A 21,823-nucleotide genomic window follows, 5' to 3' on the forward strand; every position below is an offset into this window, starting at 1 on the left:
GATGCGACCATCCCGCCGCCTTGTCGCGCTGGTCCTGATGCTGGCCGCGCTGACGGTCCTGATCGGGCTTGTCCGTCAGGATGGCGGCATCGCTGCGTCCATCCTCTGGGGCGCGGCGGTCCTTCTGGCGCTTGCGGATCTGGCCTTGTCGCCATCCGCAAAGGGTTTTGCTGTCGTGGCCGATCTGGCGGAAACCGGGTTTGTCGGCAAGACGGCTGCTCTCTCGCTCGATATCGCCTCCCGGCGGGGGGCCTTGCCGCGACGTTTCGATTTGCGGCTGACGCATGACCCCGGCATATCGACCGGGGGGGCGGCAATCGCGGTCGAGCCGGAAACCGGCAGCCGGAATGTAACCTTGACGGTTCGTCTCGATCTCGTGGAACGGGGCGAGGCGGCGCTTCAGCGGCTTTCGATGCGCTTTGGGTCCCGCCTTGGGCTTTTCGACATCCTGCCGCGCTGGCCGTTGTCGCTGAAAATCGACGTCATCCCCGATGTTGCCCCGGTACATAACGGCGAGATCCAGACCCGGATGTTGCCGCTGCTGGATGGCTTGAAGGACATGAATCTTCGCGGCGAAGGGTCCGAGTTTCACCAGTTGCGGGATTTCCAGCAAGGCATGGACCCGCGCAATATCGACTGGAAACGCTCGGCGCGGCTGCGCGGCCTCGTCGCGCGTGAAACGCGGGCTGAACGCAATCATCAGATCGTCATCGGGCTCGACTGCGGCCATCTGATGGGCGAACGGATTGGCAAGATTTCCAAGCTCGACCATGCGATCAATGCTGCGCTGGCGCTGACCTGGGCGGGCGGGCTTGGCGGCGACAATGTCGGCTTCTTCAGCTTCGCCAGCCGTCCGCAGAGCTTCCTTCCGCCCCGGCCCGGACGCCGCGCCTTCGGCCAGATCCAGAAGCACAGCGCCGCCCTTAGACAGGAAAGCGCCGAAACCAACCACACGCTGGGCCTGACGCAGCTGAACAGCCATCTTGACCGCCGCTCGCTCGTCGTCATCTTTTCCGATTTCGTCGACAGCGTGACAGCGGAACTTCTGGTCGAGAACCTCGCGGTCATGACGCGTCATCATCTGATCCACTATGTCGCGCTTCAGGACCCCGAGCTTGAGGCCTTCGCCCATCCCGATGATGTAGCGATGACCGCCGTGGCCAATGCGATTTCGGCCCGGCAGATGCTGTTCGAACGTCGCCACGTTCTCGACCGGCTGCGACGCCTTGGGGTCCTGTGTCTTGACACGACGCCCGACAAGCTGACCGCCGGTCTGATCTCGCGCTACATCGACATCAAATCGCAGGAGCTCATATGACGGGCAGGGGTGCAGATCAGGTTGACCTCATCCGGTCGTCCCGCTTCCGCGCCGAGCGCGAGGCGGGTTGGGTCGAACTTGACCGGCTGATCACCCGCACCGAAAAGTCGGGCATTGTGGCGTTGAGTTACGAGGAGGCGCAGAGCCTCGCCAGCCTTTACCGGCAGGCGATGAATTCGCTCAGCGTTGCGCGGTCGATCTCGATGGACAAGGCGCTTCTGTCCTATCTCGAAGCGCTTTGCGCACGCGCCTATCTGGTCGTCTACGCACCGCAGGAAAGCATCCGGGGTGCGGTGGCCCGGCTGTTTTCCAGAGGTATTCCGCGCGCCGTTCGGCGTTCGGCCCTGCCGCTCGTCGTGGGTTTCATCGCGATGTTCCTCGGCGCGGTTGTTGGCTACCTTCTCTATTTTCAGGACCCGGGCTGGTTCTTTACCTTCGTTCCCCCGGGAATGTCCGATGGCAGGGTGCCGGGCGCGTCCGTCAGCTATCTGCGGGAAACGCTCTATGAAACCGGCGGCCGGGACGGCGAAACACTCGGCGTGTTCGCCTCTTTCCTGTTCTCGCACAATACCGGCATCGCGATCTTCATCTTCGCGCTCGGGGTCTTTGCGACGCTGCCGAGTTTTGTGCTGACCTTCTACAATGGCCTTCTTCTTGGGTCGTTCTTCGCGATGTTCGCCGAGGCCGGACTCGCGCTTGACCTCTTCGCGTGGCTGTCGATCCATGGCGTGACTGAATTGTCGGCGATCTGTGTCGCCTGCGCGGGCGGTGCGCAGCTTGGACTGGCCGTGCTCTTGCCGGGCAACCGGACGCGCCGCGCCGCTTTGCGCGAGGCGGGGCGCGACGCGGTGAAGCTGATCATTCTGGCCGGCCTCATGCTGATCGTTGCGGCCATCGTCGAAGGCTTCCTGCGCCAGCTCGTTCAGGGCATCGGCCCGCGCCTGCTGATCGGCTGGGGGCTCGGTCTGGTCTGGCTGGCGTGGCTGACCCTGGCCGGGCGCGATCCCGCCCCGGCACCGACGCCCGAACCGGAAACGGACCTTCCATGAAAGACAGGACCGCCAATATCCTGCCGCCGGAAGGCGTGCCGATCGCCTTCCTCATCTCGACCGGCGGTGCGCGGTTCGGTGCGCAATTGCTGGATATCGTGATCACCTTCGGCGGATTGCTTGCGCTTTTCTTCGCGCTCATCTGGGCGGGCGTCTTTGACTGGTCGATCATCGCCACCCTGTTCCTGCTGACCATCTTCTTCATCCGGATACCCTATTACATCTTCTCGGAACTCGTCTGGAACGGCCGGACGCTCGGAAAGCGCATCGTTGGGATACGGGTCATCAGCAGCGATGGCGGGCGGCTGACCCCGCATCAGATCGTTGCCCGCAACCTGATGAAAGAGGTCGAGGTCTTCATGCCCCTGACCACGCTGATGTCCGGGACGATCGAAGATGACTGGGTCGGGCTTGCGATGTTCGTCTGGGTCATGCTGGTCCTCGCTGTGCCGGTGTTCAACAAGCGCCGGCAGCGCCTTGGCGACATGATCGCGGGCACGCTGGTCGTCGATCAGCCGCGTTCGGTTCTGATGCCCGATCTTGCGGTTCAGACCCGTATGAGAGAAACAGGTTTTATCCTCGATACCGCGCAGCTGGAAATTTACGGCCGTTTCGAGCTGCAGGTTCTGGAAGAGATGCTGCGCGAGAAGCCGCGTACGGTCGAAGCACGGGAACGCGTCGCGGAAGTCGCACGCACGATCCGGCGCAAGATCGGTTTCGACGAGGCGGTCGCAAGCCACGACGATTGGGAGTTCCTATCGGACTTCTATCGCCAGCAGCGTCAGTATCTGGAAAGTCGGCAACTCTTCGGGGATGCGCGCGAAGACAAGTTCCACGACAAGGCAAATGTAGCGGGGGCCGCAAAGCCGTCCCGGTAGTTCGCCTTGACCTGCCTAGCTGCGCAACCGCCACCCGGTGCGGAAGATGAACCACACGGCCCCGAGCCCGAGGCAGAGGAAGATCGCAACCGCTATCAGCGAGGCCGCGACCGGTACGTCGGCCTGCCCGAAGAACGACCAGCGGAACCCCGAGACGAGGTAGAGCACAGGGTTCAGCTTCGCGACGCCCTCCCAGAAGGGCGGCAGCATGGAGGCCGAGTAGAACGCCCCGCCGAGGAAGACCAAAGGCGTGATCACCATCAGCGGTATGAACTGCAATTGCTGCCAGTCCTTCGCCCAGATGCCAATGAGGAACCCGAAGAGCGAGAAGCTGAAGGCGGTCAGGACCAGGAACCCTAGGGCCCAGAATGGGTGCAGCATCGGCAGATCTACGAAGAAGAGGGCCGTCAGGTAAATGACCGCAGCGATGATGGTTGATTTCAGGGCAGCGGCCCCGACATAGCCCAGCACGATCTCGATAAAGGATACCGGTGCAGCGAGGATTTCGTACATGGTGCCGATAAACTTCGGAAAGAAGATACCGGACGAGGCATTGGAGATCGACTGCTGCAATACCGTCAGCATGATCAGCCCCGGCACGATGAAAGCGCCGTAGCTGATCCCCTCGACCGACTGGATGCGGCCGCCGATCGCCGCGCCGAAGACGACGAAGTAGAGCACGGTCGACACGACCGGCGAGGCCAGAGATTCCCAGGGCGTGCGCCAGAACCGCGCCATTTCATGGTTGAAGATCGTGCGTACGGCCTGCCAATTCATGCCCGTTCCTCCTCCACCAGCCGCAGGAACACGTCCTCCAGCGAGGATTGCTCGGTCGAGAGGTCACGCACCGCGACCCCCTCGGCGGCGAACCCGGCCAACAGCCGGGCGATGCCCGACCGGTCGGCGCGGGTGTCGTAGTCGTAACTCACATGCATCCCGTCCTCCGACAGCGCCACGCCTTCATCGGCCAGTGCGGCGGGCAGGGCGGTGAGCGGTTCGGTAAGCTCGACGGTCAGCCGCTTGTGGCCAAACTCATGCATCAGTTCGGTCTTGTCGCGCACCAGCATCAGCCGTCCCTTGTCGATGACGCCAATCCGGTCGGCCATCTCTTCGGCTTCTTCCAGATAATGCGTGGTCAGGATCACCGTCACGCCTTCCTCGCGCAGTCGCCGGACGACGCCCCACATCTCGCGGCGCAGGTTCACATCGACCCCGGCGGTCGGTTCATCTAGAAAGAGCACCTTCGGCCCGTGCGACAATGCCTTGGCGATCAGGACCCGCCGCTTCATGCCGCCCGACAGTTCCATCAGCTTGGCGTCCCGCTTGTCGTAAAGCGCCAGCGACTTCAGCACGCCTTCCAGATAGGCATCGTCCGGCGCCTTGCCGTAAAGGCCGCGGCTGAAGCGGATGGTGTTGATCACCGTCTCGAACATCTCGACGGAGATCTCCTGCGGCACGAGCCCGATCAGCGACCGCGCCGCCCTGTAATCGCGCACCACGTCATGGCCGCCTACACGCACCGAGCCGCCCGTGGGCGTCACGAGGCCGCAGGTGATCGAGATGAACGTGGTCTTGCCCGCGCCATTGGGGCCCAGAAGCGCGAGGATCTCGCCCTGATGGATGTCGAGCGTGACATCCGTCAGAGCGACCGTGCCACTGGCATAGGTCTTGGAAAGGTCGCGGACCTCGATGATCGGCTGCATGTGTGCCTCCTGTTCGCGGGCGGGAGGCTAGTCAGAACCGGCGGCGAAGGGAAGCACCCTCCTGCCGCCTGCCGACAGGATCAGCGCCGCCGGTCGCGCCTTGCGCTCATCGGCTGGAAGGCGACGCCGACATGGGCCTCGCAATAGGGTTTGCCGGGCTGCGAGGCGAGGCCGCAGAACCAGAAATCCTCGGTCGCCGGGTCGCCGATCGGCCATTTGCAGGTCCGCTCGGTCAGTTCCATCAGGCTGATCTTGCGCGCCTTCTTTTCGACCTCGCGGACAGAGGCGAGTGCCTCGGGGCTGATCTCGCCCGCCGAGGGTTGCGGCGGCAGCGGCTGACCGGCCGGGATGATTGGCTTGCGCGCGGGCGTGGACGACGGGGCGGCCTGGGCCGGTTCGGGACGCGGCGCGGGTTTTGCCTCGGCCTTGGCAGGCGCTGGCTTCGGCGCGGCAGCGCGCGGTTCGGCCTTGGGTGCGGGGTCTGCCGCCTTGGCCTTTGCCGGTTCCGGCGCTCCACCTGCACGGTTCGACAGGCCGAGGCGGTGCACCTTGCCGATCACCGCATTGCGGGTCACGCCGCCCAGTTCCTTGGCGATCTGGCTGGCCGACTGGCCCTCGGTCCACATCTTCTTCAGGGTCTCGACGCGTTCGTCGGTCCAGGACATATTCGATCCTCGGCTTGATGACCCCCACTGGCGGCACTGGCCGGGCGGGTCGTGAATGGCAGTTGTCCCATTTTAGTCGGGACGTGCCGAGATACAAGCGAGGGGCGCGAGAATCAAGCCCGCGCTGTCGTGTCCGGGCTGAAGGTCGCAGGTGGTTGCGGCGCGCGGTTGACCGAAAGGGAGAAGATGTCCGGGCGGGCGTAGTGGCCCGCGACATCGAATTTCCGCCGGGACGCCTTTGCGGTCGCGACATCTATGTCAACCGACAAAAGACCCTTTTCAGCATGCATCGGACCCGCAGCAACGCCACCGAACGGCTGGTAGACCACGGCGTCCCCCGGATTGATCCATTCCATCGGATCGGGAAAGATGGCGTCCCGGTGGGGCAGGGTGTCGGGGATGTCGGACGCCTCAATCGCGGTGGCGCAGCCCAGCACCCAGACACCGCCTTCGCGCGCGATATGCTGCATCGTCGCAAGCCAGGTCGGCCCGCTGTCCCATGTCGGCGCGACATAGATGTCGATGTTCTGGGCATAAAGCGCGAACCGCGCGAGCGGCATGTAGTTCTCCCAGCAGATCAGCGTGCCAACCCGGCCAACCGCAGTTTCGACCACACGCAGCCCCTGACCGTCGCCGGTGCCCCAGACCATGCGCTCGGGATTGGTCGGCATCAGCTTGCGGTGGTTGTTCAGGATCTCGCCATCGGCATCAATGATGGCACAACTGTTGAAAAGCGTGCTGCCGCTGAAGCGCCCGTCGATTTCCTGATGGCCGACCACTGCCACCATGCCATGTTCCCGCGCAGCCTCGCGGATCGGGCGCAGACCGTCGCGTGACAGGTCGACCGAGTTCGCCTGCGACAGACGGAACAGCTCGTCCGTCACGCCCATGCCGCGCCCCGGCAGGAGCCGCCAGACAAAGGTCGGGTAGCCCGGGAACCAGACCTCGGGAAAAACGATCATCTCGCATCCCTCGCCTGCCGCCTGCGCCATCAGAGCGACGGCGCGTTCTATCGAGCGCTCCAGATCGAGATAGACCGGCGGTTCCTGTACCAGACTGACTTTCATGACCTTCCCCTCCCCTTGGTGTCCGGACCGTAACATAAACCGCGCCGATTGGCCCCCCTTGGCCAAGTTGCAATGGACATCGGCCGGATTCGCGGCTATTGGCCACGTCATGACGCACCGGACCCGCCCTTTCGCCCGTCCCCGACGCCGCCGCACCCGCGCCTGACGTCCGTCCCCCCGTGGCCCCGCCACATCCCCCATATCGTTGACTTGACCCGCGCCCTGAGGCACCCATTGGCCTTCCCTTACGGAGTTCACCCATGATCCCGTCGATCCTGCCCACCTATAACCGCGCTCCCCTTTCCTTCGTGAAGGGCGAAGGCTCCTGGCTGATCGAGGCCGACGGGTCGCGATATCTCGATCTCGGCGCCGGGATCGCGGTCAATGCGCTCGGCCATGCCAATCCCGATCTTGTGGCGGCGCTCACCGAACAGGCGGGCAAGCTCTGGCATGTCTCGAACCTCTACCAGATCCCCGAACAGCAAAAGCTGGCCGACCTTCTCGTCGAACATACCTTCGCCGACACCGCCTTTTTCACCAATTCCGGGACCGAGGCGGCCGAGCTCGCGATCAAGATGGCGCGGAAATACTGGTACGACAAAGGCACCCCGCGCGAGGAGATCCTGACCTTCGAAGGCGCCTTCCACGGCCGCTCCACTGCCGCTATCGCGGCGGCGGGGTCGGAAAAGATGGTCAAGGGCTACGGCCCCCTGATGCCGGGCTTCCGGCAACTCCCATGGGGCGACATGGACGCCCTGAAGGCGGCAATCAGCGACAGGACCTGCGCGGTCATGGTCGAGCCCATTCAGGGCGAGGGCGGCATAAGGCCGATGACGGATGCCGATCTGAAACTTCTGCGCCAGCTTTGCGATGAAACCGGCGCACTCCTGATCTTCGACGAGGTGCAATGCGGCGTCGCGCGCACCGGGCGGCTCTTCGCCCATGAATGGGCGGGTGTCACACCGGATATCATGATGGTCGCCAAGGGCATCGGTGGCGGCTTCCCCTTGGGCGCGGTGCTCGCCACCGAAGACGCCGCCTCGGGCATGGTCGCCGGCACTCATGGTTCGACCTATGGTGGCAACCCCCTGGCCTGCGCCGTGGGCGCGAAAGTGATGGAGATCGTCACCGACCCCGCCTTCCTCGCCGAGGTCAACCGCAAGGCGGGCCTGCTGCGGCAGAAACTCGAAGGGCTCGTCTCCGCCCACCCCGAAGTTTTCGAAAGCGTACGCGGGCAGGGGCTGATGCTCGGTCTGAAATGCAAAGCGGCCCCGGCCGATATCGTCAAGGCGGGCTATGCACAGCACATCCTGACGGTCCCGGCCGCCGACAACGCGCTGCGCCTCTTGCCTCCCCTCACCATCACCGAAGAAGAGATCGCCGAGGCCATCACCCGTCTCGACGCTGCGGCCACCGCGATCGAAACGGCCTCTGCTTCTTCACCTGTTTGAAAATATCCCCGGGGGTCCGGGGGCAGGCAGCCCCCGGCGCACTCCAGTAAGGACGACGCCGATGAACCATTTCCTCGATATCCACAAGACAGCGCAATCCGACCTGCGCGCGATGATCGATCAGGCCCGCGCGATGAAAGACGCGCGGAACAACCGCCCGAAAGGCATGCGCGACGATGAAACCCCGCTTTCGGGGCGGCTTATCGCGCTCATCTTCGAAAAGCCCTCGACCCGGACCCGCGTCTCCTTCGATGTCGGCGCCCGCCAGATGGGGGCCGAGACGATGGTGCTGTCGGGCAAGGAAATGCAGCTTGGCCATGGCGAAAGCATCGCCGACACCGCTCGTGTTCTCTCTCGCTTCGTCGACCTGATCATGCTCAGAACCTTTGAGGAGGCAACGCTTTTGGAGATGGCCGAACACGCCACCGTGCCAGTGATCAACGGGCTGACGGATGCGAGCCATCCCTGCCAGATCATGGCCGATATCGTCACTTACGAGGAGCATCGGGGGCCGATCAAGGGACGCAAGTTCGTCTGGTCGGGCGATGGCAACAATGTCTGCTCAAGCTGGCTGCATGCCGCGGGCCAGTTCGGCTTCGACCTGACCTTCACCGGCCCCGAAACGCTCGACCCCGATCCCCGCGCCGTGGCCTTCGCCCGCGACCGCGGCTCGAAGGTGGAGATCGTGCGCGACCCGCTGGAGGCGGCGAAGGGTGCCGACGCCATCGTCACCGATACCTGGGTCTCGATGCACGATCCCGAAAGCGCGCGTGAACGGCGCCACAACCAGCTTCGTCCGTATCAGGTCAACGCCGACATGATGGGACAGGCCAAACCGGATTCGCTTTTCATGCACTGCCTGCCCGCGCACCGGAATGAGGAGGCAACGAACGAGGTCATGGACGGCCCCCATTCGGTGATCTTCGACGAAAGCGAGAACCGCCTGCACGCGCAAAAAGCGATCCTGCGCTACTGTCTGGGGGTCTAAGCTGTTGTAGGGAGGGCCGATGACCATGCACAGAGTCTTCAACTTTGCATGAAATTAGCTTCTCTCGAACGGGTCAGTGCAGGCTCGTGCCAATTCGGTTGTCGCAAACGCATAACCGCTCCAAAGAACGAGCCTCCCATGCATGTAGCTCCATACGCAACGATCGCTTTGGTCCCGCCAATTCATAACCTTTACAGTAAGTGATGTGATCTGCTTGAGCGGTTTGGAATTTAGGCCAATGTCACTAGTGAAGCCTGTCAGAACTGTCTACTAACCGGTAAGAGCAAACCGCACTTCTCTCCCACCCTTGCCAACGAATACTCAGCAGATGATCAAATTTGTGAACCAGAAGTCACCTGACTTGGACCGTGTTTCGTGCCTGCTAGAGCAGTGCGCGTCGCAGAACCTCTGGGCGAATAGGGGGCCGCTGTACACAAAACTCGCAGATGACTACTCAGAGCATTTTGGATTGGGAAGCGATTGCTCCGTTACTCCATGTGCCAACGCTGGGATCGCGCTGGAGGCGATGGCAAGGCTGCTGTCTTTGCGTCAGGGCCGCAAACTAAGATGGGTCGGCTCTGCATTCAGCTTTCACAATCTTGGACGTGGATACTTTGCCGACATGGCGTTGGTGGACTGCACGACGCAGGGGCTTCTGGATATCGATGCGGTGCGGAAAATGCCGGAGCAGGGCTTTGACGGCATCATTGTCGTGAATCCTTTTGGTCTTTTTCAGGACTTCGACGAATATGTCACCTACGCACGCGAATCCGGAAAGTTCTTACTGATTGACAATGCTGCTGGCATCAGCCGGACCATGCCGGACTGGCCGTGGCAAGCACTCAGCCTTCATCATACCAAGCCCTACGGTATGGGTGAGGGTGGGCTGGCTTTGACGCCGCCGGAAGCTGCTGAAGACCTCTATGGTCTACTCAATTATGGGCCGTTGCCGAATGACGCCGCATGCTGGCTGAACAACGGCAAGATATCGGATATTGCCTGTGCCTTCCTGATTGACCGTCTTGAAAAGGTCTCGCAATGGGAACCGCTGTATCTCGAACAAGCGAAACGCGTATATAGGATTGCAAGCGATCTTGGTCTGTCACCCATCCGACCGTTCGGTCCAACAGCTCCAGCCATGAGTTGGGGGTATTTGGCGCCGAACGAGATTCCTCTGGAGCGGATCGTGGAGGCCCGCCGCCTGACATTTGGCAAATACTACAAACCACTTGCCGACTTGCCTCAAACCACGTCTCTTTATTCCCGTCTCGTGAATATTCCGACCCATCCGGATGTTAGCAAGTTGTCTGATAGCGAACTGGCAGAAGAAATCGCACGGTTACTATGAGTTGTCTGTGCTGGTTTTGATAATCTTAGCAGGTACGCCCACGGCTGTACTGTGGGGTGGAATCGGTCGAATTACTGCGGCGCCTGCCCCGATGACTGAGCCATCTCCAACACTGACACCCTGAATTAGGGCGGCGCCGGTTCCGATTTCAACGCCGGTTCCCAGCGTAACCTTTCCAGAGATGTTCGCCCCGGGACTGATGGTTGAATAGGCGCCCAACTTAGCGTCATGGCCCACGGTCGCGCACAGGTTGACGTGAACATGCGGAAACACGGTTATGTCCGTTGTCAGACAGGCATTCGCGCAAATCACAACGCCTTCGCCGAGTGACACACGATCACCGATCCATGCGCGTGGATGGACCAGTGTAGGGAACTTACACCCCATTGCGCCCATCCGCTCTGCAATGGATCGCCGGGCAGAGGGATTTCCGATCGCTACCGCGACGTCAGCACGTGCACCGCGTTCGAGCGTTTCGATGTCATCTGAGACAGGCAGGCCATGCACCGTCTCCGGATGTGTAATACCGGGATCAACCACAAATCCAAGGCAGTTCCATTGGCGCGCCTGAACGTTCAAAGCGTGCAGAATTTGGAGTACCTCTCGCCCGAAGCCACCGCACCCGTAAATAGCAATATCCCGCAAGAGCTATCCCCTTTTTGGTCCGCACCTACCCGAAACGCGCCTTCAGCGTAGCGAGGAACCGTATGACAGTCTCATTTTCACGTTCCGTGGCAGCTCGCATATCCGCAATCAAGTCATCCCGAGTAGACCGCGCCCAATCGATTTCTTCTTCGCCATAAGCAACTCCTTTTTTCAACTCGAACCCGGCGCGCCAATCCTTTGCGCTCAGGTTGGGCTGAGGAATGACAACGGGTATGCATCCACAAAGCGCGGCGTAATAGGCATACATCGTATAGGGGTCGTGACAGTAGAAAATCTCTGTCCTGTTGAAGACCTCGGCAATTTCGGCGTGGCTCTTCCCGTCCAACAGGATAGCGGGGTCGGGCTGGGGAACTTGCCCCGCAGTATTGGTCCCCTTGCGGATCATGCGGCACGAGCCCGATCGTGGGAGGCCCAGATCGCTGTAGATATCTTCGCGAAGCCAGCGGAGTTGCAGCAATCTGGTGTCGGGAATGCCCTGTATGTCTTGGGCAAAAACCTTTTGATAGAAAAATACTTCGTCACTCGAAGCGATCTTTGAATCAATTCCCAGATATCCAGGCCGGTTCAACAACCAGCGTACCACTCGAGAGGCGCCTAGCGGGTTTCCGGACACCGTTTCGGGATAGACAATGATTCCCTCGCCGATGCGTTCCTTTGGTGCAACCGGCACATCCATCGACGGATGCGTTTTGAAACGCGTTTGCTTGCGGCGGATATTCCACCGCTTCAGGGCGCGGAGCCAATGCGCGTCGACCTCCGCATAGTCTTTTTTCAGGATCTTAACCGCATATGCCTCAACCCCTAGCTTGCGAAGCCGATCCACCAAGGCGTGAAGTACAATAGCTCCACCGCTGTTTTCATCGAAAGAAGGGCAGTTGACGATGATGGGGCGATCCGGGCGCTCGACATGGGCAAGTTGGCTCATCAACTGATCTCCCGGGAGTTATACGTTCGTTGCTGATGGAATAGGTCGCCGTTTCCTAACTGGAATGGCACTCTCAAGCCACAATAGCAAAGAGGCCCGGAATGTTTCCGGGCCTCTTTCGTTCGGGAATTATCAGCTCTCAGCGTCGGCCTTTTCAGTCTTCTCCGGCACGATCTCTTCGCCGGTTTCCTGATCGACCATCTTCATGCCAAGGCGCACCTTGCCACGATCGTCGAAGCCCAGAAGCTTGACCTTCACTTCCTGACCTTCCTTCAGCACCTCGTTCGGGTGCTGCAGGCGCTTGTTGGCGATCTGGGAGACATGCACCAGACCGTCGCGCTTGCCGAAGAAGTTCACGAAGGCGCCGAAATCGACCAGCTTGACGACCTTGCCGGTATAGATCTTGCCCTCTTCCGGCTCGGCCACGATCGAGTAGATCATGTCGTAGGCCTTCTTGATCGATTCAGCGTTGGCTGAGGCGATCTTGATCACGCCGTCGTCGTTGATATCGACCTTGGCGCCCGACACTTCGACGATCTCGCGGATGACCTTGCCGCCCGAGCCGATCACTTCACGGATCTTGTCGGTGGGCACGGTCATCGTCTCGATGCGCGGGGCGTGGGCGGAAAACTCGCTCCGGCCCTCGGTCAGCGCCTTGGCCATTTCGCCCAGGATATGCATCCGGCCGTCCTTGGCCTGCGCCAGCGCCTGCTCCATGATCGCCGGCGTGATGCCCGCGACCTTGATGTCCATCTGGAGCGAGGTGATGCCGGCCTCGGTGCCTGCAACCTTGAAGTCCATGTCGCCGAGGTGATCCTCGTCGCCGAGGATGTCGGTCAGGACCGCGTATTTGCCGTCCTCTTCGAGGATCAGACCCATGGCGACACCGGCGACCGGCGCCTTCAGCGGCACACCCGCATCCATCATCGACAGCGACGAACCGCAGACCGTGGCCATGGAGGAGGAGCCGTTCGATTCCGTGATCTCCGACACGATGCGGATCGTGTAGGGGAAGTCGGTCGGTGCCGGCAGAACCGCCTGAAGCGCGCGCCAGGCCAGTTTCCCGTGGCCGATCTCGCGGCGGCCCGGAGGACCGAAGCGGCCAACCTCGCCGACCGAATAGGGCGGGAAATTGTAATGCAGCAGGAAGTTGGAACGCCAGTTGCCGTGCAGGGCGTCGATGATCTGCTCATCCTCGCCGGTGCCGAGCGTGGTGATCACGAGGCCCTGCGTCTCGCCGCGGGTGAACAGCGCCGAACCATGGGTGCGCGGCAGGATGCCGACTTCCGAGACGATCGGGCGGACCGTCTTGGTGTCGCGGCCGTCGATGCGCTTGCCGTTGGCGACGACATCGCCCCGCAGGATCGAGCTTTCCAGCTTCTTGATCGCCGAACCGAGATTGGCATCGGCCTGATCTTCCTCCGTCAGCGCTTCCTTGATCGCGTCCACGGCGGCAGAGATCGCGGCCGTCCGCTCCTGCTTGTCGAGGATCGCGAAGGCGGCGCGCATCTGCGCCTCGCCTGCCTTCTGAACCTTCGCATACAGTTCCGAATAATCGGCGGGCTGGAAGTCGAAGGGTTCCTTGGCGCAATCTTCGGCGAAGTCGATGATCAGGTCGATCACCGGCTGCATCGCGTCATGGCCGAACTTCACGGCGCCCAGCATCTCGGCCTCGGACAGCTCATAGGCCTCCGATTCCACCATCATCACGGCGTCCTTGGTGCCCGCGACGACAAGGTCAAGCCGCTGCTCGGGGTTCGAGCGGAGCTGGTCCATATCGCTGACTTCGGGGTTTAGCACGTATTCGCCATTGGCAAAGCCAACGCGCGCCGCACCGATCGGACCCATGAAGGGCACGCCCGAGATGGTCAGCGCCGCCGAGGCGGCGATCATCGCGACGATGTCGGGATCGTTGACGAGGTCGTGGGACAGAACGGTGCAGATCACCAGCACTTCGTTCTTGAAGCCCGGCACGAAAAGCGGGCGGATCGGACGGTCGATCAGGCGCGAGGTCAGCGTTTCCTTTTCCGAAGGACGCCCTTCACGCTTAAAAAAGCCGCCCGGGATTTTGCCGGCGGCATAGGTCTTTTCCTGGTAATGCACGGTCAGCGGGAAGAAGTCCTGTCCCGGCTTCTGTTGACGGGCATAGGTCACGTTGGCCATGACGGAGGTTTCGCCAAGGGTGGCGATGACCGAACCGTCGGCCTGACGGGCGACCTTTCCCGTTTCCAGTGTCAGCTCTTCCTGGCCCCACTGGATGGATTTCTTTGTCACGTTGAACATATATCGTTTCCTCTTGGGAGCACGCACGGGCGTATCCCGTGTCTCCCCTTTTTTCATAGCGGCCCCATTGCCGCCGCCCCCAATCCTTCGCATGCGCCCGGGGGCATGGGCTCACGTCACAGATGGCGGGGGCCATACAGGAAAACGGCTGGGTTGGGAAGGGGCGGGTTGGAATGACGGTTGCGCGCAGGATCAGTCCAGTTCCTTCGTGATCCGGAATTCGACGGTGTGGTTCGGTGATCCTTCTCCAAAGAAAGATCTCCAAGCTGCGCGCGCACTATCCAGTAGCAGCGCATAACTACCACCGCGCAATGCTCGGTGGCAAAATCACCAGTGCAAATTTCCAGCCATGCCTGTGTCGCTGGCCATTGAGAACGCGCTTAGTGTAGCAAGTAGGTGTGACGTCCGACTCTTTGCCGGGCATGTGCCTTAATCCCAAAGCAGTCGCCGCGGCGAGTCCGCCAACTCAGATTGGAGACCCGCATGTTAAAAGGTCGGGCCGAAACTCGTCATCAGGCGCGCCATTACGAAGTCGCCCATCGGCAGTTTGATCATCTTCGTGCAGGTATCGCAGTCGCGGAAGACGTCCAGCGGCGCTGCATGGGTAGCCCCCCGGGCATAAGCGCGACGGCCAGAACGCGGAGCGTGTGTTTCACCGAATTCCCCTTCCGCAAACAGGACGCCCGCAGGTTGCAGCTTGGGCGTTCCGTTCCGTCAAGCGAGACAGCACATCTGCGCTCTTGTGCGTTGGCAGGCGCTATGCGAGGCGGTCCCTATGGCCGGATCGCCCGGCTGTGACCTCAGGAGATATCCAGAACAGCCCCCAGATATGGCAGCCGCGCCTGCGCTGCGGCGACACTGGCTTGCTCAATCTCGGCGCTGATCATTTCGTGCCCGGCACCTGCCCGCGCGGCGTCTTCGCCGTCCGGCCTGACAATGCAGCTCTTTCCCAGATAGGTCAGGCCACCCTCAGTCCCGGCATGGTTGGCGTAACAAACCCAGAGACAGTTTTCGAACGCGCGTGTCGGTATCAGCTTTTCCGCGACGCCGGGCCAGTTCGCAGTCAGCGCCGTCGGTACCAGCACTGCCTCTGCGCCCTTGCGCCGCGCCAGTCGCATGGTTTCGGGGATCTCGCTGTCGCAGCAGATCAGCAGCGCGAACCTGATCCCGCCATAGTCAAAGACCTCGATCCGGTTGCCAGCGGTGAACGTGTCGCTTTCAAAGCCCGATGGAAAGGCCAGCTTGCGGTGATGTGCCACGAGGCTGCCATCGGCCCCGAAAAACGCTGCGGAATTGTATAGCGTGCCGCCGTCGCGCTCCGGACACCCACAGACGATCGCGCAGTTCTGCGCCTTTGCCAGTGCAGCTACCGCGCGCTGCAGCGACCCGTCCCGCCCCTCGGCATATCGCGCGATATCGGCGGGCGCGGCATAGCCCGACAGGAACAGTTCAGGGCAGACTACAAGGTCCGGCCGCCCGGCCGCAATCGCCGCCTTCAGCGCAGCGATCCGCTCTCCGGGCGTTCGCCCGCCCCCCGCCGACTGGAATATCGCCACACGCATTCTCAGCGCCCCACGACCAGCAATTCACGGCGATAGTCCGTCAGATACTCGCAACCCGTTTCCGTGACCACGATGCTGTCGCCGATCCGCCCGCCACACTGGCCATCGACCGAAATGCCCCCGTCCACGGCAAAGGTCATACCCGGTTGCAGAACCGTCGTGTCGCCGGTCTTCAGTTCGGGCGCTTCCAGATAGGACATGCCGATCGACCGGCCGGTGCGATAACCGGTCTCATAGCCCCGTTCGCGGTAGACCACATTCGCCGCCTCGGCCACGGATTCCGCCGTCACCCCCGGCCGGATCGCCGCAATGGCCGCCTGCTGGGCGGCAATCGCCGCCTCCTGCACCCGCGCGGCCGCGTCCGAGACATGACTGACAAAGAACATCCGGTCGAAGCCAAGCTTGTAGAGCTTGAACTGCGCCATGTTGCAAAAGCAGAAGTAGACCGGGTCGCCCGGCGCCAGCCGCTTGACCGATGCGCGGCGATGCACCATCGAGGTGTCCGACCCCGACTGCATCACCTGCAGGTTATGGATCATCGGCGAGACGAAGGCCTCCCAGCCCTTGTCGGTCAGGAACCCCGCCGCCTCCCGTGTCCCGGCATTGATCACCGCCAGCGCCGCCTCGTATTCCGGCGCGCCCTCGGCCAGCGCCCCTTCCGCCGCCGCCATCATCGCCCCGGCAATCTTGCCTGCCGTCCGCATCACCTCGATCTCGGCTGGTGATTTGACCATCCGCATGCGTCGCATGATCGGCAGGATATCGGCAAGTTGCGCCTGCGGCCGCTCATCCTCGAACCAGTTGCGCACGATCGCCGGTATCGACCCGCGCTCGATCGCGACCCGCCCGGGATTATCGCCCAGCACCCGGTCCAGAACCGCGGGCCAACCGTTTGGCCCCATATCCTCCCAGGTTTCCACATCGGCAACCCAGGTCATCGCCGCCACCATTTCGCTTTCCATCAGTGGCGTGACCACTACCGGCGCGCGGTCCGGGCGCACGATCAGGAAAGTCGGCCGTCCGAATTCGACCGACAGATAGCCCCAGAAGCCCGCGAAATACGCGATGGAGCTTTCATCCGTCAGGACCGCGACATCTATCCCGGCTTACGCCAGTTCTGTCTGCAATGCGCCCGTTCGCGCCCTTGCCTCTTCCAGCATTCCACCACCATCCCTGATCCAGCCCCGGTTCATCGAAGACTATGGTCAGCCGCATCGCGACCAACCGCCCAAAAGCGACACGCCCCGTCGCACCGGTTCGTTCCGCGAACCCGCCGAGTTGTTGCCCTTTCCGTGCGGTTTCGCTAAGGCGTTGCGACGCCGAAATTACCCAGCGGGACTCACAGAACATGGCCATGGAAAAGACCTTCAACGCCGCCGAGGCCGAGGAACGACTTTACACCGCATGGGAGCAATCTGGCGCCTTCAAGGCCGGGGCCAATGCCTCGCGGCCTGAAACCTTCTGCATCATGATCCCGCCGCCGAACGTGACGGGCTCGCTCCATATGGGCCACGCCTTCAACAACACGTTGCAGGACATCCTGACCCGCTGGCACCGGATGCGGGGCTTCGACACGCTCTGGCAGCCGGGGCAGGACCATGCGGGCATCGCGACCCAGATGGTCGTCGAACGGGAACTCGCCAAAACCAACCGCCGCCGCACGGATATGAGCCGGGATGAGTTCACCGGCCTTGTCTGGGAGCAGAAGCAGAAATCCGGCAACACCATCATCGACCAGCTGAAGCGCCTCGGCGCCTCCTGCGACTGGTCGCGCAACGCTTTCACCATGTCCGGGGCCCCGAACGCGCCCAAGGGCGAAGAGGGCAATTTCCACGATGCCGTCATCAAGGTCTTCGTAGACATGTATAACAAGGGGCTGATCTATCGCGGCAAGCGCCTTGTGAACTGGGACCCGCATTTTGAGACCGCGATCTCCGACCTTGAGGTCGAGCAGATCGAGGTGCAGGGCCAGATGTGGCACTTCAAATACCCGCTCGCGGGCGGCGAGACCTATGAATATGTCGAGAAGGACGAGGACGGCAACGTCACCCTCCGCGAGGTCCGCGACTACATCTCCATCGCGACGACCCGGCCCGAGACGATGCTCGGCGACGGCGCGGTCGCGGTGCATCCGTCGGACGAACGCTACGCCCCCATCGTCGGGAAACTCTGCGAGATTCCGGTCGGGCCGAAGGAACACCGCCGCCTGATCCCGATCATCACCGACGAATACCCCGACCCGACCTTCGGGAGCGGAGCGGTGAAGATCACCGGCGCGCATGATTTCAACGACTATGGCGTCGCCAAGCGCGGCAACATCCCCTGCTACCGGCTGATGGACACCAAGGCCGCGATGCGCGCTGACGGCGCGGCTTATGCCGAGGCCGCGACCATCGCGATGGCCGTCGCCAAGGGCGAACGCCAACTCTCCGAGGCCGAGACGGACGCGCTCAACCTCGTCCCCGACGACCTGCGCGGGCTGGACCGGTATGAGGCGCGAAAGCGCGTGATCGACCAGATCACCTCCGAAGGGCTGGCCGTCACCGTTCTACATAAGAGCATCGACAAGGAAACCGGCGCCGAGCACCTCGAACGCATTCCGCTGGTCGAGCAGAACAAGATGATGCAGCCGCATGGCGATCGGTCCAAGGTCGTCATCGAGCCGATGCTGACCGACCAGTGGTTCGTCGATACCGCGAAGATCGTCGAACCGGCGCTGGAGGCGGTGCGCAAGGGCATGGCGGCGCAGGAGGCAGGCAGCTTCGACCCGGATGCAGGCTATACCCGCATCCTGCCCGAACGCGACGCCAAGACCTATTTCCACTGGCTGGAAAACATCGAGCCCTGGTGCATCTCCCGCCAGCTCTGGTGGGGGCACCAGATTCCGGTGTGGACAGCGATGGTCCCGAACCTCAAGGGAGAACCGGGGACGTGGCGAATGAGCGTCGCAGATTCGATCCCTTTGTCGCGCGCCATGGATTTCAAGCGAGAAAACAAGTTCGATGAAGACGCTCTTGGCGGAAAGCTGACGTCGGGCGGCATTCTTACAATGGAGTTCTGCGCCGCGTCTGCTGAAGAGGCAAAAGAGCAAATCCGAAAAGTCTGGATAGATCGGGCCGGATACGCGCCTGCGAACTTGGTGGAAGTTGATCACGAGCCACACATGTGGCCGGACGATACGAACTTCCCAGTTGCCAGCAATGACATTCCCATGTGGCGCGACCCCGACGTCCTCGACACCTGGTTCTCCTCCGGCCTCTGGCCCATCGGCACGCTCGGCTGGCCCGAAGAGACGGAGGAGCTGAAGAAATACTTCCCCACCGACGTCCTCGTCACCGGCTTCGACATCATCTTCTTCTGGGTCGCCCGGATGATGATGATGCAGCTTGCGGTCGTCGATCAGGTCCCCTTCCACACCGTCTATGTCCACGCCCTCGTCCGCGACGAGAAGGGCAAGAAGATGTCGAAGTCCTTGGGCAACGTCCTCGACCCCCTCGACCTCATCGACGAATACGGCGCCGATGCGGTGCGCTTTACGCTGACCGCAATGGCGGCGATGGGGCGGGACCTGAAGCTGTCGAAAGACCGCATCGCGGGCTACCGCAACTTCACGACGAAGCTCTGGAACGCCACCCGTTTCGCCGAGATGAACAGCGCCCTTTGTCGGGACGCTGTCGGGACGGATGCCATACGCGTGCCAGACGCAAACCATACGGTGAACCGCTGGATCATCGGAGAGACCGCCCGTGCCCGCATCGCGGTCGACGAGGCGCTGGGCCAGTTCCGCTTCAACGACGCCGCCAACACGCTTTACGCTTTCGTCTGGGGCAAGGTCTGCGACTGGTATGTCGAGTTCTCCAAGCCCTTGATGGACGGCGACCATGCGGCGGAAACACGGGCCACGATGGCCTGGGTGCTGGACCAGTGCTACATCCTCCTGCACCCGATCATGCCCTTCATTACCGAGGAATTGTGGGCCCTGACCGGCGAGCGCGCCAAGATGCTCGTCCATGCCGACTGGCCCAGCTACGGCCCTGAACTCATTGATGAAAATGCCGACCGCGAGATGAACTGGGTGATCACTCTCATCTCCGAAATCCGCTCCGCCCGCGCCGAAATGCACGTCCCCGCAGGCCTGAAACTGCCCATCGTGATGACTGCGATGGACGACCGTGGCCGCGCCGCTTGGGTCGGCAACGAACCGATGATCACCCGCCTCGCCCGCCTCGACGGCATGACCGAAGGCGCAGCCCCCAAGGGCGCGATCACCGTCGCCGTCGAAGGCGGCAGCTTCGCCATCCCGCTCGAAGGCGTCATCGACATCGCCGAGGAAAAGGCGCGTCTTTCCAAGACCTTGGAGAAACTGGAACGGGATATGGGGGGGCTCAAAGGCCGCCTCAACAACCCCAAATTCGTCGAAAGCGCACCTGAGGAAATCGTCGAGGAAACCCGCGAGAAACTGGCGCTGGCCGAGGAAGAAGCAGCAAAACTGAAAGCCGCGCTGAAGCGCCTTTCCGATATCGGCTGATTTCTTCTGTTCTGCAATACTCCGGGGGTCCGGGGGCAGCGCCCCCGGCCTAACCACAGGAAAACACGCATGAATATCGACTACCCGACCCTCGCTGCTGTCATCGAAAGCCTCGCCGAAGGCGAGACGGATGAAATCGCGCTAATGGCGACGGTGGCCTGCGAGGTACATCACTCCGATGCCCGTTTCGACTGGACCGGATTCTACCGCGTCACCGCGCCGGGGATGATGAAGATCGGACCCTATCAGGGCGGCCATGGCTGTCTGATGATCCCCTTCGAAAAGGGCGTTTGCGGTGCGGCCGCCTCGACCGGCGCCGTTCAGATCGTTGCAGATGTGGACGCCTTCCCAGGCCATATCGCCTGCTCCTCGACCACAAGGTCAGAGATCGTGCTGCCGGTCCATGGCCAGGACGGGCGCCTGATCGGCGTCTTCGATATCGACAGTGACCAGCCCGACGCCTTCACGCGTGAGGATGCCGAAGGGCTGGGCGCGATCCTGACGTCGGTTTTCGGCAGGATCTGACGCGGGCGGGCTGGCGGATAGCCGCTATGCAGGACAGTCTCTGGCTGTGGCCGGAGACTGCACATGAGCGATACGGAACATCACCGGGGAAGCTGCCTCTGCGGCGGCGTGCGGTTTGAGACGGTGGGCCCCCTGCGCGATGTCTGGGCCTGTCATTGCGGGCAGTGCCGCAAGACCAGCGGGCATTACTGGGCGGCGACCTCGGTGCCGCTCGACCGGCTTTCGATCACATCCGGCAATACCCTCGCCTGGTATGACAGTTCGCCCGCAGCACGGCGGGGGTTCTGTTCGCGTTGCGGCGCGAGCCTTTTCTGGGAACCAAAGGACGGCGGACGCATGGCCATCGCGCCGGGTGCTCTCGACGGGCCGACGGGATTGACGCTGCCCCGGCACATCCATGCCGAAGACCGGGGCGACTACTATTCCTGCGAAGGACCGCCGCCTGAAGCCCCTCTCAATCTGCCCGAACGGATCGATTGTTCCTGCCTCTGCGGCGCGGTCTCGTTCAGCCTGCCGGGCCCGGCGGGCGAGATCACCGCCTGCCATTGTGGCCAGTGCCGCAAGCTGTCGGGGCACTACTCCGCCTCGTTCGACGCCGATGAGGCCAAAGTGACATGGCACCGCAAAGAGGGGCTCGCCGAATACCGGACGCCCGGAGGAGGGCTGCGCGGGTTCTGCAAGCATTGCGGGTCAAGCCTCTGGTTCCGCTCGGCAAAGGAGGAGTTTTCGGTCGAGGCCGGATCGGTATCGGGTGCGACCGGCGGTCGGCTTTCGGACCATATCTTCGTGGTCAGCAAGGGGGACTACTACGCGATCGACGACGGCCTGCCGCAATCCGGCCAGTGGAGCCCGCCAACAAAGTAAGGT

At 62.3% G+C, this 21,823-nt stretch carries 18 protein-coding genes; 9 read left to right on the plus strand and 9 right to left on the minus strand.

The features are described 5' to 3' along the window. The first annotated feature begins 1 nt into the window (after position 1). From QKW60_RS08360 to QKW60_RS08370, 3 genes are read left to right on the plus strand one after another with little or no spacing between them, the layout of a single operon-like run. The gene (locus QKW60_RS08360; RefSeq protein WP_282367954.1) at positions 2–1,318 is read left to right on the plus strand and encodes a DUF58 domain-containing protein; all 1,317 of its coding nucleotides are present in this window, start codon (positions 2–4) and stop codon (positions 1,316–1,318) included. Beyond that, positions 1,315–2,367 (plus strand): stage II sporulation protein M, encoded by a 1,053-nt coding sequence (locus QKW60_RS08365; protein WP_282367956.1) that lies wholly within the window; start codon positions 1,315–1,317, stop codon positions 2,365–2,367. The genes QKW60_RS08360 and QKW60_RS08365 overlap by 4 nt, the downstream gene beginning before the upstream one ends. Further along, complete coding sequence (locus QKW60_RS08370; protein WP_282367958.1) at positions 2,364–3,245, plus strand: RDD family protein; 882 nt, start codon at positions 2,364–2,366, stop codon at positions 3,243–3,245. The genes QKW60_RS08365 and QKW60_RS08370 overlap by 4 nt, the downstream gene beginning before the upstream one ends. A 15-nt stretch (positions 3,246–3,260) precedes the next feature. Here the strand turns inward: QKW60_RS08370 and QKW60_RS08375 are convergent, their stop codons facing one another. The 4 genes from QKW60_RS08375 to QKW60_RS08390 all read right to left on the minus strand — a co-directional run bounded on the left by QKW60_RS08375 (position 3,261) and on the right by QKW60_RS08390 (position 6,680). Continuing rightward, the gene (locus QKW60_RS08375; RefSeq protein WP_282367960.1) at positions 3,261–4,022 is read right to left on the minus strand and encodes an ABC transporter permease; all 762 of its coding nucleotides are present in this window, start codon (positions 4,020–4,022) and stop codon (positions 3,261–3,263) included. Further along, positions 4,019–4,948 (minus strand): ABC transporter ATP-binding protein, encoded by a 930-nt coding sequence (locus QKW60_RS08380; protein WP_282367962.1) that lies wholly within the window; start codon positions 4,946–4,948, stop codon positions 4,019–4,021. The genes QKW60_RS08375 and QKW60_RS08380 overlap by 4 nt, the downstream gene beginning before the upstream one ends. A gap of 80 nt (positions 4,949–5,028) precedes the next feature. Beyond that, positions 5,029–5,613 carry a GcrA family cell cycle regulator gene (locus tag QKW60_RS08385; RefSeq protein ID WP_282367963.1) on the minus strand — a complete coding sequence of 195 codons (585 nt, stop codon included), beginning with the start codon at positions 5,611–5,613 and terminating at the stop codon, positions 5,029–5,031. Between the two features lie 113 nt (positions 5,614–5,726). Further along, positions 5,727–6,680: a carbon-nitrogen hydrolase family protein gene (locus QKW60_RS08390; RefSeq protein ID WP_282367964.1), complete on the minus strand. Its 954-nt coding sequence runs from the start codon at positions 6,678–6,680 to the stop codon at positions 5,727–5,729. Positions 6,681–6,940: 260 nt separating this feature from the next. On the opposite strand from QKW60_RS08390, the gene QKW60_RS08395 reads away from it, so the two are divergent. The 3 genes from QKW60_RS08395 (at position 6,941) to QKW60_RS08405 (ending at position 10,467) form a co-directional block, all read left to right on the plus strand. Next, positions 6,941–8,131: an aspartate aminotransferase family protein gene (locus QKW60_RS08395; RefSeq protein WP_282367966.1), complete on the plus strand. Its 1,191-nt coding sequence runs from the start codon at positions 6,941–6,943 to the stop codon at positions 8,129–8,131. Between the two features lie 61 nt (positions 8,132–8,192). Further along, positions 8,193–9,119, plus strand: coding sequence for an ornithine carbamoyltransferase (gene argF / locus QKW60_RS08400; protein WP_282367968.1), 927 nt, complete (start codon positions 8,193–8,195; stop codon positions 9,117–9,119). Positions 9,120–9,447: 328 nt separating this feature from the next. Next, positions 9,448–10,467, plus strand: coding sequence for a DegT/DnrJ/EryC1/StrS family aminotransferase (locus QKW60_RS08405; RefSeq protein ID WP_282367970.1), 1,020 nt, complete (start codon positions 9,448–9,450; stop codon positions 10,465–10,467). Here the strand turns inward: QKW60_RS08405 and QKW60_RS08410 are convergent. The 5 genes from QKW60_RS08410 to QKW60_RS08430 form a co-directional block, all read right to left on the minus strand. Then, positions 10,462–11,112, minus strand: a complete 651-nt coding sequence (locus QKW60_RS08410; protein WP_282367972.1) for an acetyltransferase — start codon at positions 11,110–11,112, stop codon at positions 10,462–10,464. The two genes, QKW60_RS08405 and QKW60_RS08410, sit on opposite strands and share 6 nt — an antisense overlap. Before the next feature lie 25 nt (positions 11,113–11,137). After that, positions 11,138–12,058 carry a hypothetical protein gene (locus QKW60_RS08415; protein WP_282367973.1) on the minus strand — a complete coding sequence of 307 codons (921 nt, stop codon included), beginning with the start codon at positions 12,056–12,058 and terminating at the stop codon, positions 11,138–11,140. Positions 12,059–12,190: 132 nt separating this feature from the next. After that, the gene (gene pnp / locus QKW60_RS08420; protein WP_282367974.1) at positions 12,191–14,341 is read right to left on the minus strand and encodes a polyribonucleotide nucleotidyltransferase; all 2,151 of its coding nucleotides are present in this window, start codon (positions 14,339–14,341) and stop codon (positions 12,191–12,193) included. A gap of 800 nt (positions 14,342–15,141) precedes the next feature. Beyond that, on the minus strand, positions 15,142–15,903 hold the full coding sequence (locus QKW60_RS08425) for a nitrilase-related carbon-nitrogen hydrolase (RefSeq protein ID WP_282367975.1): 762 nt from the start codon (positions 15,901–15,903) through the stop codon (positions 15,142–15,144). Between the two features lie 2 nt (positions 15,904–15,905). After that, positions 15,906–17,003 carry a M24 family metallopeptidase gene (locus QKW60_RS08430; protein WP_282368655.1) on the minus strand — a complete coding sequence of 366 codons (1,098 nt, stop codon included), beginning with the start codon at positions 17,001–17,003 and terminating at the stop codon, positions 15,906–15,908. A 248-nt stretch (positions 17,004–17,251) separates the two neighbouring features. Between QKW60_RS08430 and QKW60_RS08435 the strand changes: the two genes are divergently transcribed. The 3 genes from QKW60_RS08435 to QKW60_RS08445 all read left to right on the plus strand — a co-directional run bounded on the left by QKW60_RS08435 (position 17,252) and on the right by QKW60_RS08445 (position 21,820). Continuing rightward, entirely contained in the window at positions 17,252–20,431 is a 3,180-nt protein-coding gene (locus QKW60_RS08435; RefSeq protein WP_282367976.1) for a valine--tRNA ligase, read from the plus strand. Positions 20,432–20,500: 69 nt separating this feature from the next. Further along, complete coding sequence (locus QKW60_RS08440; protein ID WP_282367979.1) at positions 20,501–20,956, plus strand: GAF domain-containing protein; 456 nt, start codon at positions 20,501–20,503, stop codon at positions 20,954–20,956. Between the two features lie 63 nt (positions 20,957–21,019). Further along, positions 21,020–21,820 (plus strand): GFA family protein, encoded by an 801-nt coding sequence (locus tag QKW60_RS08445; protein ID WP_282367981.1) that lies wholly within the window; start codon positions 21,020–21,022, stop codon positions 21,818–21,820. The last annotated feature ends 3 nt before the right edge of the window (positions 21,821–21,823 follow it).

Origin of the sequence: Albidovulum aestuarii (assembly GCF_029961185.1) — a bacterium.
Classification (GTDB): Bacteria; Pseudomonadota; Alphaproteobacteria; order Rhodobacterales; family Rhodobacteraceae; genus Albidovulum; species Albidovulum aestuarii.